Consider the following 15757-nt stretch of genomic DNA (forward strand, 5'->3'; position numbering starts at 1 on the left):
CCCGCCCTGCGCCCGGCCGCCGGACGGCGGCTGGGCGCAGGGCGGCGGGGCTGGTGGCCTTGTACCGCTGGACGGTTCCGTGTCACTCGGTACGGCCTGTGCCGCTCGGGCGACACGGGCCATCGGCGGTATCCGGCCCGTCCGGCCCGTCCGGCTTGTCCGGTCCGCCTGGCCCGTCCAGCTTGCCTGGCTCGTCCGACGTGTCCGGCGCCTGGGTCCGGGCGGACCAGGACAGCCGGGTGCCGGCGGAGGCGGGGGAGAACACGATGAACCTGCCGCCCAGCTCCTCCGCCCGGCTGCGCATGTTGGCCAGCCCGCTGGAGCCGTCCCGGCCCTCCGGGTTCACCCCGCCGGCCCCGTTGTCGATGACCTCCAGCCGTACCTGGCCGTCGGTGGACCAGACGGTCACGTACACCTGGGTCGCCGACGCGTGCCGGGCGACGTTCGACAGGGCCTCGCGCAGCACCGCCACCAGATGCTCGCCGACGACACTGCACACGCTGGAGTCCAGCGCGCCCTCGAAGCGCAGGTGCGGCGCGAACCCGAGGGAGACGGTCGCGTCGTCGACGATGTCGAGGAGCTGTCCCCGCAGGCTCGGGATGTCGTCGCGCCCGCGCCGGCGCAGTTGGAAGATCGTCGTGCGGATCTGGCCGATGGTCTCGTCCAGGTCGTCGATGTAGGCGGCGAGCCGGTCCTCATGCTGGCCCCCGCCGGTGCGCGAGACCAGGCCCTGCAGCCCGATCGCCGTGGCGAAGATCCGCTGGATGACGTGGTCGTGCAGGTCGCGGGCGATGCGGTCGCGTTCCTCCAGGACGGCGATGCGGCCGCGGTCGGCGCGGGCCTGGGCCAGCTCGAGCGCCAGCGCTATGTGCCCGGCGAAGCCCGACGCCATGTCGATGTCGGCGTCGGTGAAAAGCCGTCCCTCGGCCCGCCGGCCGAGCACGAGCGCCCCGACGCTCTCCCCGGAGGCGATGAGCGGGATCACCATGGACGGCCCGTTCTGGCCGGCCAGCGGATCCGAGGCGGGAACGACCGCACCGACCAGCCCGTCCGGGTATGCGCCGGTGGCGACCTCGACGACGAGTTCCTCGGCCGACCCGCGGGGGAGCAGCACGGCGGAGAAGTCGGCGACGGCGATTTCCTGGGCCCGGCGCGCGATGAGTTCCAGCGGGTTCGGCCCTTCGGCCAGCAGATGCCGGGTGATGTCGGTGGACGCCTGCAGCCAGCGTTGCCGGCGCTGGGACTCCTCGAAGAGCCGCGCGTTCTCGATGGCGACGCCGGCGCTCGCGGCCAGCGCCTGGACGAGTTCCTCGTCCTCGGCGGTGAAACGGGACGCGTTCTGCTTGTCCGTCAGGTAGAGGTTGCCGAACACCTTGGTGCCGATCCGGATCGGGACGCCGAGGAAGCTGTGCATGGGCGGATGCCCGGCGGGGAAGCCGTCCGCCCGGTGGTCGGTGGTGATGTCGTCGAGCCGCAGCGGGTAGGGCTCCCGGATGAGCAGGCCGAGGATGCCCTTGCCCCGCGGCAGGTCGCCGATCCGGCGGACCATGTTCTCGTCGAAGCCGACGTGGATGAACTGCTCGAGGTTCTGGTCGCGGGCGATCACTCCGAGCGCGCCGTAGCGGGCGTCCACAAGATCGCACGCGGCCTCCACGATGCGGGTCAGCACGACGGGCAGGCTCAGGTCCGAGGCAACCATGCGGCTCGCCCGCAGCAGACCACGCAGGCGACTCTGGGTGACGATCAGGTCCTTGGCCTGGTCGACCCGGTGAGTCACGAAATCTTCACCATATGGTTGTACGGCATTCCCGCCGCCAGTCTCTGCATCCATGACGATGTCAACGTATTACGCCCGACGGCCCCGCAGATCTCCCCTGCGGGCAACATCGCACGAATCATCCTGAGCAGCCTGATCGGCATCTTGTCGCGACCGGTACGACCTGCCGCTCCACCGGTCCACCGTGATTCTTTTCACCGCTTAATGCTTTTCTGGCGGGCGCTCCACGGCAGGAGATATATGCCGGTGGTCAGCCGGGTTCCGGCGGGCCCTGGTCCCTTTCCGTGATTGCGGCAGCAATTCCGTCCGCGACGCCAGAAAGATCTTCCTGGTCTGTTATGCGCAGGTACCGGAAGTGCTTGAGCGGGCTCGGGAGATTATCCGGTTCGGTGTCGGAGACGAGCACGGGAAGGACCGCGCGGTCCGACTGGTCGTCCAGCGTCTGGCGCATGAACCGGTCGATTTCGTGGCGCTGGGAACGGTCGACGTACCGGTCGACCAGTACGACGAGGTGCCGTGACCGGGCCAGCAGAGTGCTCAGCGCACGCGACCAGTCCGTGCCGGGACGGAACGACGGCTCGAGCACCCGCAGGCCCCGGCGGGTCAGCAGGGCCTCCAGCGACCTCACGAGCTGTTCACTCTCCGGATATTTGTCATAACTGATGAAGACGTCGAAGTCGTAGCCGTCGCCGCGTGAGCGCAGCCCCTGCCGGGTGGCCGCGTCCACGAACGAGTCCCTGCTCTCGACGAGCAGGTCGCTGCGGTCCAGCTGGTGGGCGATCGTGGCCGCGAGGGTCTCCAGCGAGTATCCGATCTTCTCCGGGGTCGGGTCCTCCTCCTCGAGCGCCGGCAGGTCCTCGCCGAAGCTCCAGTAGGAGACATAGGGGATCGTGAGCAGGCCGAGCAGCCGCTCGACCGGCACCCCCTCCAGCGGCACCTTCTCCACAGCCCAGTTCCGGAAGAGCGGGGCGAGCTCCCGGCCGAACCGTTCCTGCCAGTACTGAGCCCGGCGGTACTCCTCCCGGGCATCGAAACGCGCGGGGACGGGGAGGGTCAGCAGCAGGGAACGGTCGTAGGGCAGGTCGTCGCGGGCCTTTTCGGCGCGCTCCACGACGTCCAGGACCCCGCGCAGGCTCTGCTCGTTGGCGGTGAAGAGCACGACCAGGATGTCGGGGAGCTGCGCCGTGCAGATCCCGCTGATGTCGGTGATCCCGGTCCGGCTGTCGATCAGGACGAAGTCGTAGTCCGCCACCCAGCGTTCCCGGCTGGTCTCCAGGAAGGCGCCGAGGTCCTTCCCGCCGTACAGCCCGGCCCAGTCGATCGTCTGGGCCCGGGGGACGTAGGAGCGGTCGGCCGGGCCGGCGGGCAGCAGGTCCAGCGGTAGGTCCCGCCCCGGCAGGGATATCCGGCTGACGTAGTCGGCGACCCGCGGGTCGCGGCCCCGCGCGAAGTCGTCGATGAAGTCGACCAGGCCGGTCCCGGGCGGTTCGGGCAGCCATCGGCTGAGATAGAACGGGATGCCCGGCGCGTCGATGTCCCAGTCGATGCACAGCGTCCGGTAGCCCCACGAGGTGAGCAGCGCCGCGGTGTTGGCCAGGGCGAAGGTGCGCCCGACCCCGCCCTTGTAGGAGTAGAAGGTCACCACCGTGCCGCGCGTGCGCGCACCGCTCCTCGCGTGCTCAGCGGGCACTGTTCTCATCGCTCATTGTCTGCACCGCTCATTGTCTGCACCGCTCGCCGTGTTTTTTCGCCGCAAGTCGTGTTTCCGCGCCGCTCGCCGCGTTCTGCGCCGATCACTGTGCTCACAGCCTCGGGACGGCCGCGCGGTGGGGCGGTTCCGGCTCCGGGCGCAGGACCGGCAGGTCGGGACGCCAGTCCGGCACCACGTCCAGCCGCGCCACCAGCTCCTCCGCGATCTCCGCCACCTTCCTCTCGAACCCGGCGTAGGCGGGCGTCTGCTCGAAGGACGTCGAGGAGACGTTCCAGTCCTTCATGTCCCGCTGCTGGGTGCGCTTCGCGTCGTGCGGGAACCTGTCACCGTCCTTGAGCCGTATGGGGTACACGAGGCGGTGCGTGTCCGGTGCCGTGCTCAGCCCGAGCAGCGCCTCACGCCGCTGCATGCTGCGCCATTCCGCGACGCACCAGCGCGAGCCGAAATAGGACGGGGTCCAGACCGCCACCAGCAGGCGTGACCGGCTGTGGGCCTGGGCGAGCGCGTCCGGCCAGCGCTCCCCGGCGTGGATCTGATCGACGTCGATGAAGATCTCCGGTTTGCGGTCCAGTTCGTCGGTCAGGCACCTCACGAGCATCCGGTGGAAGTGGTTGTGCACCCATGGCAGGACGGTACCCGCCCGCCGATAGCTCAGGAACACGTCGAACCGGTAGCCCGGCATGCTGCAGAAGCCTCCCCCGAGACCGGTCCCACCGCTGGCCACGGTGTACCGACTGGCCGGTGTACCGACTGGCCGGTGTAGCCGACTGGTCACGGTGTAGCGACGCCGGACGCACTGGACAGCGGACGCAGGACGACAGACACGACATGTGAGACATGGCACATGTCGCGCTCAGCATACCGGGCGTGCCGACACGGCCGTTATCCGTACCGGCGGGCCACCGGTATCGAGTCACCGACACCGGGGCGTGCCGCCAGGCGCCAGAGGGCCTGGATGCGCTCGAGCGTGCCCTGAATCGGCTGTGGGCTGAGCGGCAAGGTTCGGAATGAGCGGTTCGGGGCGGTTCGCATCAGTCCGCAAGCCGCCATCTGGCGTACCGGCGTGCCACCCGTGCCCGGGTAGCCGAGGCTCCCGGCCCGCCGGTCACCGCCCGGTAGGTCCACAGGCCGGCGACGAAGGCGGCGAAGGCGGTGAGCGCGTCGTCCGCTACTGTCCAGCACGCTCGTGTTGCCGCCCACGCCTCGGCGTCCCGCGGAGAATGTCCCGCCTCGACGAGCCGGATAATCATGAACGCGGAGTCGACCCACTCGGCACCCGCGGCGGGCCACCCCCAGTCGATCACGTGAATCGACTCGCCGGCGCCGATCACGAACTGGTCACCGTGTAGATCGGTGTGGACGAGCCGATCACCTGCCACCGCCTCGGGCGCCCGCGCCGTCCATCGGTCCATGACCTCGACGTCCCAGCCGCTCACCACGTCCGGAGCGATCTCGCACAGGCGGCTCCACCAGTCCCGCACGGTCCACCGCTGGTGCAGCCCGGCAACCCCGGGCGCGGGCAGGCCACCGAGCCGGTCCAGCGTGCGCCCGACCGTTGGAAGATCAGCCGAACCGGGTGTGAGGTCGGCGGACCGGCCAGGCAGGTACTCGAACCCGACGATCAACCAGTCGTCGTCCGCGGTGACGTCCTTCGCGAAGGCCACGGCCGGCGCGATGCCGGCGGCGAGCGTCCCGGCCGTGACCTCGTTTCGCAGCCAGCGCATCCGCATGCTGACTCCGCGGACCGCTTTCACGAACACCGGCCCGTCCTCGCCGTACACGACGGCTGTCAGATCGTTGTTCCGCCCGCCGTCGACAGCGGCCGCCGAGCCCACCGGGCCGAGGTGACGCCCGACCGCCTCGCGCACCGGATCGGGAAGCGAATCCCAGAGGTCCACCATGCCGGCCCCTTCCTGGATCACCGCGGGATTCGCGATCCCTGATTCTCGTCACCTTCCTTACCGGACGCCGAGCAGTTCCCCTCATCGGCGCAGGAGCCGCACTTTCCCGCGTCTGCCGGAGGCCACAGATCCATGTCGACGGCGTAGCCGGCATCCGTGATCGCGGCCAGGGTACGGGCCCGAGCGTCCATCTGCCGGGCCGGCTCGTTCGTCGTGTCGTTGGGGACGTGGTGGATGAACCGGCCCGCGACCTGGTCGCAGAACACGGCGTACTCCCGGGTGTCGAGCACGAACACGTGCCAGCCGATGTCGACCAGCCGGCTCGGGGCCAGGCCGACGCCCGGGTTCCGCGCGCTGGCGGCCAGGAACGCCAGCATCTGATCAACGATCCGGATGGCGAGGTCGCGGTCTCCCGCAGCCTCGACCACCACCCGGTCGACCAGCCTGTCGAACGCGTCCGGGCGGACCAGGAACCGGGCCGTCATCGCTGCTTCCGGGGCAACCACAGCAGTCATAGCGCGAACTCCTCATGGGAGAAGGAACGGAGCCCCTGCCCGGCGGTTCCGGGCAGGGCCCGCCACGGGGCGATCTTGTCGACGTCGGGTGGGAGATGACGCGCGCCGGCCCGCGGCCACAACCACGGCGGTATCGGGGGGTAGGCGTGGTGCGCGGGCCGGCGCGTGTTCGGGCAGAGGCCCCCTGTCCTGCTCACCAGGCGGACGGCAGGGGGCCTGCGTCTCAGGTCCCCGTACGGGGAGAGGGGAACGGGAAGGTGATCGGGACCACGCGGCCGTCGAGCCCGCGGCTTCTCGCGTGGTGATCCGCGGCGGCCGCGGTCGGGAACGGCAGGCGGACCTCGATGGGCTGCTGCTCCGGCCCGTAGACCACGACGGCGTACAACACCGCGTCCGCCGGAACACCGCTGCCAGCGTCGGTCCCGGTCGGGGGTAAGGCGTGCCGGTGGATCCGTGCCGCCACGGGCGGTCGACGGGTGCAGGTCTTCGGCGGTGCCACGACATCTCCTGTTCGTGTCTCGTCCGCGTGGTCGGCCGGTTATCGTGCCGACGCGCCACATTCCATGACGGTGCGCGACAGTCGACCAGCTGTGACGGGATGAGCTGCCGTTGACACACCCGTCACGCACACCTCACGCACGTGTCGTCACGCCATGAAGGAGGGCACACAGGTGGACGATCAAACCGCGGTCGAGGCGCGTGGGCACGCCGCGGCCGGTGACATCCGGTCCGCGCGGGATGCGCTGGACCGGATGCGCCGGGCGGCGGTCGAGCTGCCGGCACGGCCGGGGATGTCACCGTTCGGACCTGCGGCGGCGGACATGTTCGCTGGCGGGGTCCTCGCCCGGATCGGCGCCGGGGCCGAGGCCGAGCCGGTCACCCGGACCGCGGTGGGGCTGTACGACTCCGGTTGCGGTGGCTTCGAGGAACGTGGCCATGCCCTGCTCGCCCTGTCCGCCCGGCCCCGTCTCGCCCTGACCACCGGGAGCGCCCTGTGACCCTGCACTTCGGACCGCCGTCCCCCGGTCGGCAGATCCCCACGCTGCTCACCGAACGGCTGATCCTGCGGGACTGGCGTGCCGAGGACATCACGCCCTACTCGCGGATGACGCAGGAGCCGGAGATGTCCCGGTACACCGGGGGCGGTCCCATGGACGAGGAGGCGGTGTGGCGTCATGCCGCGTTCCAGCTCGGCCACTGGGCGTTGCGCGGGTTCGGCATGTGGGTCGTCCGGGACCGGTTCACCGGTGAGTTCATCGGCCGTGCCGGGCTGTACGAGGAGCTGGGCTGGCCGGGCGTCGAGGTCGCCTGGACGGTACGGCGGGACCGTTGGGGGCAGGGCCTGGCGCCGGAAGCCGGGACGGCGGCGGTGGAGTTCGCCTTCCTCCACGTCGGCGTCGACCGGGTCGTCTCCATCTGCCATCCGGACAACGCCCGCAGCCGCCGGGTCATGGAGAAGGTCGGCCTGGCCCTCGACGGCGCATGGTCGCTCCACGGCCGGCCGAGCGTCGTCTATGCCATCACCCGGGAGACGTGGACGGCGCGTAGCGTCTGATCAGGGCAGGGCTGGGACGCGCTCGAGGGTGCCCTGGACCGGCTGTGGGCTGATCAGCAGGTTCAGGATCGGGCAGGTGCGTTCCACCGCCTCGCGCAGCCTGCTGATCTCCTCGTCGGACGCGGGGGAGGACAGCCGTACGGCGTAGCGCAGGTCGTGGGGGTAGACCGGCAGGTCCTCGTAGCCGGGCTCGCCGGCGCGCGGGTCGAAGATGGCGGTGACGTCGATGTCGAGGGAGTCCAGGGGGACGCCGAGGGTGGCCGCCTGGATCAGGTAGGTGTGGGTCAGGCAGCTGCCCAGCACGCCGAGCTGGATCTCCGGCGAGGTCGGGCCCAGGTTGTGTCCGGCCAGATCCGGCCCGCTGTCGCTGATGATCTGGAATTCGCGGGCCCGGATGCGGCGCACGCCGGTGCGCCCCTCCGCGGTGACGGTCGCCGAGACGGCCAGCGGCTTGGCCTCGCCGGCGGTCACCCGCTCCCGATGGGCGAGGACGGCGTCGCGTTTGCCGATCAGGTACTCACTCAGCCCGCTCACCAGGTGGTCCTCTCGTCGTCGGTCCGTCGTCGTTCAGTATGCCGGGCGTGATCCGCCGAGTTCCGTAGCACCCCCGTGGCCGCACACGGCCGTGCGGGTGACGCGGGCGGGAACCGCGTCATCCGCACGGCGCGCTCAGTCGAACAGGTCCGGCTGTTCGGCGGTGATGACGTCCCAGTAGGGGGCGAAGCTGAAGCCGCCGAAGGAGCGGCTGCGGCCCAGCGGCTCGGCGACCTCGTGCCGGACGAGCTTCGGGCGGCCGGCGGCTTCGGCGAGAAGCTGCGCGTGCGCGCTCTGGTCGGCGGTGACGAACAGCCACGCGGCCTCCTCCACGGACCGGCCGATGGTGAGGAAGCCGTGGTTCTGCAGGATCACGAGCTTGTTCGGTCCCAGCGCCTCGGCGATGTTGCGCCCCTCGGCCTTGTCGAGGACCACGCCGTTGAAGTCGGCGTAGAGCGAGTGGCTGCCGTAGAAGGTGAGGGCGTCCTGGGTGATCGGGTCGAGCAGCCGGCCGAGGGACGACCACGCCTTGCCGGCCAGGGCGTGCGCGTGTGCCGCGGCGACGACGTCCGGACGGGCGGTGTGCACCTGGGAGTGGATGGCGAACGCGGCCGTGTTGACGGGACGGTCGCCGATGACGATGTCGCCGTCGTGGCTGACCAGCAGCAGGTCGGAGACCTTGATCTGGGCGAACGGCACGGCGAGCGGGTTGACCCAGAAGTGGTCGGGCAGCTCCGGGTCACGCGCCGTGATGTGGCCGGCGATACCGTGGTCGTAGCCGAATTTCGCGAACAGCCGGAAGGCGGCGGCCAGCCGCTGCTTGCGGTGCAGCCGTATCTCCTCGACGGATCCCTCGGGCTCAGGGTGTTTCGGGACGTTCTTCTGGTCGGCCACGCGCAGCGGGGTCCGCCGGAACTGCTCGCGGATGCTGGGGGCGAGGCTGGTGCTGGTGGACATGCCCTGATCTCCTTGGCGTGACCTCGGAAAGAATCTCGGGAAGGACCGTCGTCGCGGCACGCGCACCGTCTGCCGGCATTCCCGCGTGCTCCCCGCTCATCCGAGCGGCGGATCGTGTCGCAGTGACTCCAGGAACATCAGCGTGCTGGCGGCCACCGTCCGGTGGCCGGGCCCGGTGATCACATCGTGCTGGCCGGGTACCACGGTGAGCCGCGCGCGGGGGGCGGTACGAATGATCATCTGGGTGAGCGGCAGCGGGCTCACCTGGTCGTCCACCCCGTGGATGAGCAGGATGGGCAGATCGGGCAGGGCCCGCGGGACCGGGTACACCGAGGCGTAGGGGTAGGCGCCGTCGACGGCGACGTCCTCGCTGTTCCTGGCGCCGCCGTCGGCGCTGAGCGGGCGTTGCAGCAGCGGCAGCCCGAGCAGGACCACGCCGTCCGGGCGCAGCGCCGGGGAGCCCGCCAGGGTCAGCGCGCGCAGCCCGCCGATGTCCGAGCCCAGCAGGATGAAGGGCGCGCCGGGGATACGTGCTTCGGCCAGTGTCGACACGCTGGCGCCGGGCTCCTCCGAGACGGTGGTGGTGTAGCCGTCGAGGGCCAGCCGCAGCCGGAGCCCCTCGAAGGACGCGACCGTCTCGTCCCGACCGGTCAGAATGAGGACGGATCCGCGGCCGGAGGGTACGCCGGGCGAGGCCTCGAGCGTGGTGGTCAGTGACGCGGCGCTACCGGCCGCGTGTCCGTGGATGCCGGTGGATGGCCGTCTCGACGCGAATGTCACGGGCGGCGCGGATGTCATTGTGCATCTCCTGTCGTCGGGTGGGAGCTGTCGCGATGGCCGGCGTGGATGCGTGCCGTTGTTTTTCTTCCGCGTCCCATGGGGGATGGAAACGAAACGTGCGGGAAACACGTGCTTTCGTCCTGCGGAAGGAAGGCGACAGTCCGTGAGCGGTCAGGCAGCGAGCGGGCGTGTGGTTATCGACGGAAGAAAAGAAGGCCCGGACAGGCTGCTGACGCGACCCGCAACAGATCAATGTGACCGCGGGTCACGAGGCGGGACTCGGTATGCACACGGTCCACAATGCGTGTGATGTGGGCTTGATGTCAATACTCGCCCCGGTCGGGCACGGGACATCCGACGGCGCGCCGGCGGCCTGGCGCGCTGCCCGGCCGGGCGGCCGGCGGCCTGGCGCGCTGATGGACCGTGGGTGCCCGGTGGGCCATGCTCCTACGTCGTGGCTACTTCCAGCGGTCGCCACTACCGGTGGCCGTTACTCCGGTGGACGTCGCCGCTGGCCGCGTCCACCCGGATGGGCGAGGCCACCACAGGTGACGGCCGCATGGGACGGAAGGACGGCGATGGGCGATTTCGTCGGGGCGATCGACCAGGGCACCACGAGCACCCGTTTCATGATTTTCGATCATGACGGTAACGAGGTCGCCCGCCGCCAGCTCGAGCATGCCCAGATCCTGCCGCGCGCCGGCTGGGTCGAGCACGACCCGGTGGAGATCTGGGAGCGCACGGCCGCCGTCGTCGCGGCGGCGCTGGCCGACGCCGGCCTCGGCGCCGCCGACCTGGCCGCGCTCGGCGTCACCAACCAGCGCGAGACCACGATCGTGTGGGACCCGCGCACCGGCCGGCCCTACCACAACGCGATCGTCTGGCAGGACACCCGCACCGACCGGATCGTGGCCGCGCTGGAGCGCGACGGCCGCGGCCAGGTGATCCGGAGCAGATCCGGCCTGCCACCGGCGACCTACTTCTCCGCGGGCAAGATCGCGTGGATTCTCGACAACGTCGACGGCGTCCGCGCCGCGGCCGAACGGGGCGAGGCCGTCTTCGGCACCGTGGACAGCTGGCTGCTGTGGAACCTCACCGGCGGTCCGCGCGGCGGGCTGCACGTGACGGACGCCACCAACGCCAGCCGCACCATGCTGATGGACCTGCGCACCCTCGACTGGGACGACGAGCTGCTGGAGCTCTTCGGCGTCCCGCGGGCGATACTCCCGGTGATCCGGCCGTCGGCCGACCCGGCCGGCTACGGCTCGACCACCGCCGCCGGGCCGCTGCGCGGCGAGGTCGCGCTGACCGCCGACCTCGGCGACCAGCACGCCGCCACCGTCGGGCAGGTCTGCTTCGCCCCCGGGCAGGCCAAGAACACCTACGGCACCGGCAACTTCCTCCTGCTGAACACCGGGACGCGGGCGGTGCCCTCCCGGCACGGGCTGCTCACGACCGTCGGCTACCGCTTCGGCGACGACGACCCGGTGTACGCGCTGGAAGGCTCGATCGCCGTCACCGGGTCGGCCGTGCAGTGGCTGCGCGACCAGCTCGGCATCATCGGCAGCGCGGCCGAGAGCGAGACGCTGGCCGCGACGGTGCCCGACAGCGGCGGGATCTACTTCGTCCCGGCCTTCTCCGGGCTGTTCGCGCCGTACTGGCGTTCCGACGCGCGGGGCGCCGTCGTGGGGCTGTCGCGCTTCCACACCGGCGCCCACCTGGCCCGCGCCGCGCTCGAGGCGATCTGCTACCAGAGCCGGGACGTGGCCGAGGCGATGCGGCTGGACTCGGGGGTGGCCCTGGACGTCCTGCGGGTCGACGGCGGGGTGACCGCCAACGACCTGTGCATGCAGATACAGGCGGACATCCTGGGCGTCCCCGTCAGCCGTCCGGTGGTCGCCGAGACGACGGCGCTCGGCGCCGCGTACGCCGCCGGCCTCGCCGTGGGCTTCTGGAAGGACACCGGTGAGCTGGCCACCCACTGGCGGGAGGGGCGCCGCTTCGAGCCCCGCTGGTCGGCGGACCGGCGGGAAAGCGGCTACGCGGGCTGGCGCAAGGCCGTCGAACGCACCCTGGACTGGGTGGACGTGGACCCCGGCCCCGGTGGTCGGTAACGGTCATGATTCCGCTGGTTCCAGCCACGGCGGAATAGCCGGAACAATCGTGCCGGCGGTGCCGGTGTGCGGTAGGCGACATACGGCCGCGCGAGCGCTTTGCCGTTGTCCTGGACGGGTAGATCATACCTCGCTGGAAACCCGCCGCCGCGGGGGCGCGGCAGGGTGACGGGTTGCGCCCGGGTGGGTGCCCTCCGTCCGAAACACGGCCGTTACCATGTTACCTCGCTGCCGTGCGTCGTCTGTTGTTTCCGTCACGCATTGACATCCCCGGGATCTGTCGCGGGCCGCATGCTAACGTCGATCATGCGTTACCGCCCGGTGCGGTCGACCGGCCGATAATACAGGGCCATCTCGCCGTCCATCTCTCGTGTACATTCATTTTTCTCCAAGTATTACTCGCGGAGGATCCGTGGCGAAGTCGAAATGGCAGAAGCAACTCAAGAAATACGACAGGCGGCTGCTTGAGGGTCAGTCCTTCGGCGAGGAACAGAAGACCGACTACCCGTTCGGCTGGTATTTCGCCAGGTACAGTGAGGATCTCGAGCCGGGCCAGGTGGCGCCGGTCGAGTTCATGTCGCACCAGTTCGCGCTCTTCCGCGGGAAGAGCGGGCGGGTCGGCATGGTCGACAGCCAGTGCTGCCACATGGGCGCCGACCTCGGCCGCTGCGGCACCGTGGTCGAGGACCGGATCAAGTGCGGCTACCACGCCTGGGAGTTCCGGACCGACGGCGGCTGCGAGGTCATCCCCGGGCTGGACCAGGCGAAGATCCCCCCGCGGGCCGGCCAGCGCGCGATCCCCGTCCGGGAGCACGCCGGGAACATCTGGTTCTGGTACGGCCCCGAACCGGTCGGCGAGTTCGTCGAGGTGCCCTACGCCGACTCCAAGAAGTACCTGAACCTCAAGGGCCAGATCTACACCGCCCGGGGAACGCTGCTGCCGGTCGCGGAGCACGTTTCCGACATCTACCACTTCCCGGTCGCGCACAAGGGCGCGGGACGGCTGGAGTACTCCATCCTGGTGAACAAGGAGGACCGCCTGGAATACCAGCTGCGGCCCGCCGACGAAACCGGCATGAAGAAGGTCCAGCGCTGGTTCCGGCCGTACGCGTTCATCGAGATGATCGGGCCGTCCGCGTCGCTCTACCGGACGCAGAAGGACGCCACGGTCGACCGCTCCGGCCCGCTGCTGACAATTGTTCTCGGCGGCACCCCCGTCCGAGACGACCTGATGTTCTTCGGCTACCGGGTCATTGTCCGCAAAATACTCCCCGGCCCGCTGTTCGCGCCGCTCAACCACCTCATCGCGCGCATGATGTGGCTGACGGTCCGGCGGAACGTCTACGCCGACATCGACGTGCTGCGCTGGCTGCGGCATCCCGAGAAAACCCTCTGGGTGAAGCCGGACGGCCCGTCCGTCCGCGAGTTCCGCGCCTTCTTCCAGCGCCGTATCGCGCCCGGCTGGCGTTTCGGCGACCCGCTGCCGGCGGAATCCGCCGTCAGCGCGTAGCACCCGTCAGGCCGCGCGGACGGCGCCCGCGACGCCCGCGGGCCGGGCGGCCGGTGACCGGTACCGGTTGAACGTCGGGTCCCTGGTGGGGGCGACCGGACGTCCAACCGGCGCCGGTGAGGCCCGAGACGACCCGGGCCCGCGGCAGCGCGGGATCCCGGCGGGCCGTCACGCCCGCGAGCGCCATGTGTGCAGGCCCGGGCAGCCCTTCTGCGGCTGCCCGGCGGCCGAGCGCGATCCACCCGCCTGTAAAGTCGCTGGCCACGCACACATGGGGGGAACCACATGCTGGCTTTTTGTATATTATTAACTACAATCGCCATGATTGTCGGATTTGTCGGACTGGTGCGCGGTCGCCTGCACCAGGCGCGAATCCACAACCGCCGGAGCGCCGGAATCGTCACCGGAGCGAGTCTCCTGGGGCTTCTCGTCCTCACGGCGCTGGCTCCGGAGAGTAACCAGACGGTGGTGTCGGCCGCTCCGAGGGCGTCCGTGAGCTCATCGCCCACGTCCACGCCGTCGACCGTCGGCACTCCGCTGCCTCCGGCCGAGCCGCTGGCCGTCAGCAGCCCACCGACACAACCGCCTGTACCCGTCGTGACGGCGCCCGCCCCTCCCGCCCCTCCCGCCCCTCCCGCCGCCACGATCTCGACGCCACGATCCGCGCCACACACGACCGTGCCCGCGCGGACACCCGCACGGGCCGCCGCGGCCCCCGCGCGGCCGACGGCCACCACAGCGGCGGCCGCGCCTCTCGCCGTCTGCGATCCGGCCTATCCGGACGTGTGCCTGAAGGACGGGATCGGCGACTACGACTGCGCGGGCGGTTCCGGGAACGGCCCCAACTACGTCACCGGGCCGGTCCGGGTGCTTTCCCCGGACCCGTTCGGCCTCGACAGCGATCACGACGGCGTCGGTTGCGAGAAGCCCTGAGGCCGATGTGGCCAAGTTGGTCCGGTCGGGGCCTACCCGTGGGCCCCGACCCCGCCGGAGCCTGGTACATTCGGACCCGTCGCAACGCACAGCACGCGACACGCGCCGCTAGCTCAATTGGCAGAGCAGCAGACTCTTAATCTGCGGGTTCGGGGTTCAAGTCCCTGGCGGCGCACCCGTTCTGACCAGCGATTCCGTCATCTGGAGAGGAACCGCTGATCTGCTTCGGGTAGCTGCGCGAGCCTGCTGGCCGGCAGCGATGATGCGGATCCATCGAGTCGTTGGGCACATCCCTAGCCGAGGACGACTCTGCGATCACCGAAGTCGGCGACGATCTCGATCTTTCCGCCAAGAGCTTCCACGTAGGCCCTGATCGTGGACAGTCCTGCACGGTCGAGCGCACCGCGTTCAAGCTCGGAGACCGACGGCTGCTTGACGTGCATGCGCTCGGCCAGCTCCACTTGAGTCAGGCCCTGCTCCTCGCGGATCTCTCGGAGTCTGAAGGCGCGCACCTCGGCGTCCATACGAGCACGATGCTCCGCGACTCTGTCTTCCCTAGGAGGCCGCTTGGCTCGTGTCTGGTTCCATGTACTTGTCATCGTGTGTGCCTCCTCCCGATCAGCTTCCATGTTCACTACGCAACCACTCGTCGTACCGATCATCGGCGATCTTGATATTTCGGGTGTACCAGCCACTCCAGTCACCGGACTTGTCACCGCCGACGAGCAGTACTGCCCGTCGTTGTGGATCGAACACGAACAGGATGCGTACCTCTCCCGAGCCGGATGATCCCGGGCGTAGCTCTTTCATGTTGTGGTGTCGGGATCTCTTGATGAGGTCGACCAGAGGCCGGCCTAAAGCCGGGCCGTCGTCTGCGAGCTTGTCGATCGCGGCGGCGACCAGGTCGTAGCTACTGTCGTCGAGGCTCAACAGCCACGTCTCGACCTCGTCGAGTAGCCGGACATCCCAGCGCACCTCCTAACTATAGGCTCTTGCCTGTATAGGGCAAGGCCTATGAGGTTGGCGACGTCATGTACCCGGTCGTGTACCCGAGCCGGCGCACGTCGACGGACGAGCACGAACACCGGTGGACGGCGAGCGCAGGCCACGCCGACACCACGGACATCTACGGACATCGATGGACGAACCGCTCTTTCCTCTTAATCTGCGGGTTCGGGGTTCAAGTCCCTGGCGGCGCACCCGCCGGCTTGCCATGCTCGCCGATCTTTGATCGGCTTCGCCGAGGGACGTGATGTCTACCCGGGGGACGACCCCCGGACCCCCGGTTTCGCGCTCTGCGCGACTATCATCCACGCGGTATCTCACGAGGGCGCGCAACGTGGGTGCGAATTCCTGCCAGGGGCGCACCGTGTGCCGGGTGAGGCGGCCTGTGTTATCCAGCGGGGAGGGCTACCTGGACGAGTCCGAGTGTCTCTTATACACATCTGACGCTGCCGACGACTAGTCGAG

General features: G+C 69.8%; 18 protein-coding genes and 1 tRNA gene. 6 read left to right on the forward strand and 13 right to left on the reverse strand.

All coding sequences use genetic code 11. From position 1 onward, the window contains the following. Nucleotides 1-82 precede the first annotated feature (82 nt). The 7 genes from NBX02_RS06435 to NBX02_RS06465 all read right to left on the reverse strand — a co-directional run bounded on the left by NBX02_RS06435 (nucleotide 83) and on the right by NBX02_RS06465 (nucleotide 6403). Nucleotides 83-1777: a GAF domain-containing protein gene (locus NBX02_RS06435; RefSeq protein WP_250286770.1), complete on the reverse strand. Its 1695-nt coding sequence runs from the start codon at nucleotides 1775-1777 to the stop codon at nucleotides 83-85. Between the two features lie 250 nt (nucleotides 1778-2027). Next, entirely contained in the window at nucleotides 2028-3467 is a 1440-nt protein-coding gene (locus NBX02_RS06440) for a KGGVGR-motif variant AAA ATPase (protein ID WP_250290438.1), read from the reverse strand. Between the two features lie 112 nt (nucleotides 3468-3579). Next, a complete protein-coding gene (locus NBX02_RS06445) occupies nucleotides 3580-4170 on the reverse strand; it encodes a toll/interleukin-1 receptor domain-containing protein (protein WP_250290440.1) in 591 nt (196 codons plus the stop codon). Nucleotides 4171-4519: 349 nt separating this feature from the next. Next, nucleotides 4520-5389 (reverse strand): hypothetical protein, encoded by an 870-nt coding sequence (locus tag NBX02_RS06450; protein WP_250290441.1) that lies wholly within the window; start codon nucleotides 5387-5389, stop codon nucleotides 4520-4522. Between the two features lie 17 nt (nucleotides 5390-5406). After that, nucleotides 5407-5904 (reverse strand): hypothetical protein, encoded by a 498-nt coding sequence (locus NBX02_RS06455; protein ID WP_250290443.1) that lies wholly within the window; start codon nucleotides 5902-5904, stop codon nucleotides 5407-5409. Beyond that, nucleotides 5901-6101, reverse strand: a complete 201-nt coding sequence (locus NBX02_RS06460; protein WP_250285709.1) for a hypothetical protein — start codon at nucleotides 6099-6101, stop codon at nucleotides 5901-5903. Before NBX02_RS06460 ends, NBX02_RS06455 begins: the two co-directional genes overlap by 4 nt. Before the next feature lie 26 nt (nucleotides 6102-6127). Next, nucleotides 6128-6403 (reverse strand): hypothetical protein, encoded by a 276-nt coding sequence (locus NBX02_RS06465; protein WP_250290445.1) that lies wholly within the window; start codon nucleotides 6401-6403, stop codon nucleotides 6128-6130. 172 nt (nucleotides 6404-6575) lie between these two features. Here NBX02_RS06465 and NBX02_RS06470 point away from each other — a divergent pair, with 172 nt between their 5' ends. Both NBX02_RS06470 and NBX02_RS06475 read left to right on the forward strand, forming a co-directional pair. Beyond that, entirely contained in the window at nucleotides 6576-6902 is a 327-nt protein-coding gene (locus tag NBX02_RS06470) for a hypothetical protein (protein WP_250285707.1), read from the forward strand. Then, a complete protein-coding gene (locus tag NBX02_RS06475; RefSeq protein ID WP_250290448.1) occupies nucleotides 6899-7459 on the forward strand; it encodes a GNAT family N-acetyltransferase in 561 nt (186 codons plus the stop codon). The genes NBX02_RS06470 and NBX02_RS06475 overlap by 4 nt, the downstream gene beginning before the upstream one ends. Here NBX02_RS06475 and NBX02_RS06480 read toward each other — a convergent pair whose 3' ends face one another. The 4 genes from NBX02_RS06480 to NBX02_RS22965 all read right to left on the reverse strand — a co-directional run bounded on the left by NBX02_RS06480 (nucleotide 7460) and on the right by NBX02_RS22965 (nucleotide 10029). Beyond that, nucleotides 7460-7993, reverse strand: a complete 534-nt coding sequence (locus NBX02_RS06480) for an OsmC family protein (protein ID WP_250285705.1) — start codon at nucleotides 7991-7993, stop codon at nucleotides 7460-7462. 135 nt (nucleotides 7994-8128) lie between these two features. Beyond that, nucleotides 8129-8950 carry a class II aldolase/adducin family protein gene (locus NBX02_RS06485; protein ID WP_250290449.1) on the reverse strand — a complete coding sequence of 274 codons (822 nt, stop codon included), beginning with the start codon at nucleotides 8948-8950 and terminating at the stop codon, nucleotides 8129-8131. Between the two features lie 96 nt (nucleotides 8951-9046). Next, nucleotides 9047-9730 carry an alpha/beta hydrolase gene (locus NBX02_RS06490; protein ID WP_250290451.1) on the reverse strand — a complete coding sequence of 228 codons (684 nt, stop codon included), beginning with the start codon at nucleotides 9728-9730 and terminating at the stop codon, nucleotides 9047-9049. Between the two features lie 194 nt (nucleotides 9731-9924). Next, complete coding sequence (locus tag NBX02_RS22965; protein ID WP_445548298.1) at nucleotides 9925-10029, reverse strand: putative leader peptide; 105 nt, start codon at nucleotides 10027-10029, stop codon at nucleotides 9925-9927. Nucleotides 10030-10308: 279 nt separating this feature from the next. On the opposite strand from NBX02_RS22965, the gene glpK reads away from it, so the two are divergent. The 4 genes from glpK to NBX02_RS06515 all read left to right on the forward strand — a co-directional run bounded on the left by glpK (nucleotide 10309) and on the right by NBX02_RS06515 (nucleotide 14462). After that, nucleotides 10309-11844, forward strand: coding sequence for a glycerol kinase GlpK (gene glpK / locus NBX02_RS06495; protein WP_250285702.1), 1536 nt, complete (start codon nucleotides 10309-10311; stop codon nucleotides 11842-11844). 412 nt (nucleotides 11845-12256) lie between these two features. Further along, nucleotides 12257-13354 (forward strand): Rieske 2Fe-2S domain-containing protein, encoded by a 1098-nt coding sequence (locus tag NBX02_RS06500; RefSeq protein ID WP_250285701.1) that lies wholly within the window; start codon nucleotides 12257-12259, stop codon nucleotides 13352-13354. Nucleotides 13355-13846: 492 nt separating this feature from the next. Continuing rightward, entirely contained in the window at nucleotides 13847-14287 is a 441-nt protein-coding gene (locus NBX02_RS22970) for a hypothetical protein (RefSeq protein ID WP_445548299.1), read from the forward strand. 102 nt (nucleotides 14288-14389) lie between these two features. Continuing rightward, nucleotides 14390-14462: transfer RNA gene (locus tag NBX02_RS06515), tRNA-Lys, on the forward strand. 118 nt (nucleotides 14463-14580) lie between these two features. Here NBX02_RS06515 and NBX02_RS06520 read toward each other — a convergent pair. Both NBX02_RS06520 and NBX02_RS06525 read right to left on the reverse strand, forming a co-directional pair. Then, nucleotides 14581-14799 (reverse strand): helix-turn-helix domain-containing protein, encoded by a 219-nt coding sequence (locus tag NBX02_RS06520; protein ID WP_235433281.1) that lies wholly within the window; start codon nucleotides 14797-14799, stop codon nucleotides 14581-14583. Between the two features lie 106 nt (nucleotides 14800-14905). Next, nucleotides 14906-15262 (reverse strand): type II toxin-antitoxin system RelE/ParE family toxin, encoded by a 357-nt coding sequence (locus NBX02_RS06525; RefSeq protein WP_250290453.1) that lies wholly within the window; start codon nucleotides 15260-15262, stop codon nucleotides 14906-14908. Between the last annotated feature and the right edge of the window lie 495 nt (nucleotides 15263-15757).

The sequence above is a fragment of the Protofrankia sp. CiP1_Cm_nod1 genome (assembly GCF_920888515.1).
Lineage (GTDB): Bacteria > Actinomycetota > Actinomycetes > Frankiales > Frankiaceae > Protofrankia.

What these genes read in the sequence shown, in the direction of transcription:
- NBX02_RS06445 (WP_250290440.1), bottom strand. Translation starts at nt 4,170, where the DNA reads ATGCCGGGCTACCGGTTCGACGTGTTCCTGAGCTATCGGCGGGCGGGT.
- NBX02_RS06450 (WP_250290441.1), bottom strand. Translation starts at nt 5,389, where the DNA reads ATGGTGGACCTCTGGGATTCGCTTCCCGATCCGGTGCGCGAGGCGGTC.
- NBX02_RS06455 (WP_250290443.1), bottom strand. Translation starts at nt 5,904, where the DNA reads ATGACTGCTGTGGTTGCCCCGGAAGCAGCGATGACGGCCCGGTTCCTG.
- NBX02_RS06485 (WP_250290449.1), bottom strand. Translation starts at nt 8,950, where the DNA reads ATGTCCACCAGCACCAGCCTCGCCCCCAGCATCCGCGAGCAGTTCCGG.
- glpK (WP_250285702.1), top strand. Translation starts at nt 10,309, where the DNA reads ATGGGCGATTTCGTCGGGGCGATCGACCAGGGCACCACGAGCACCCGT.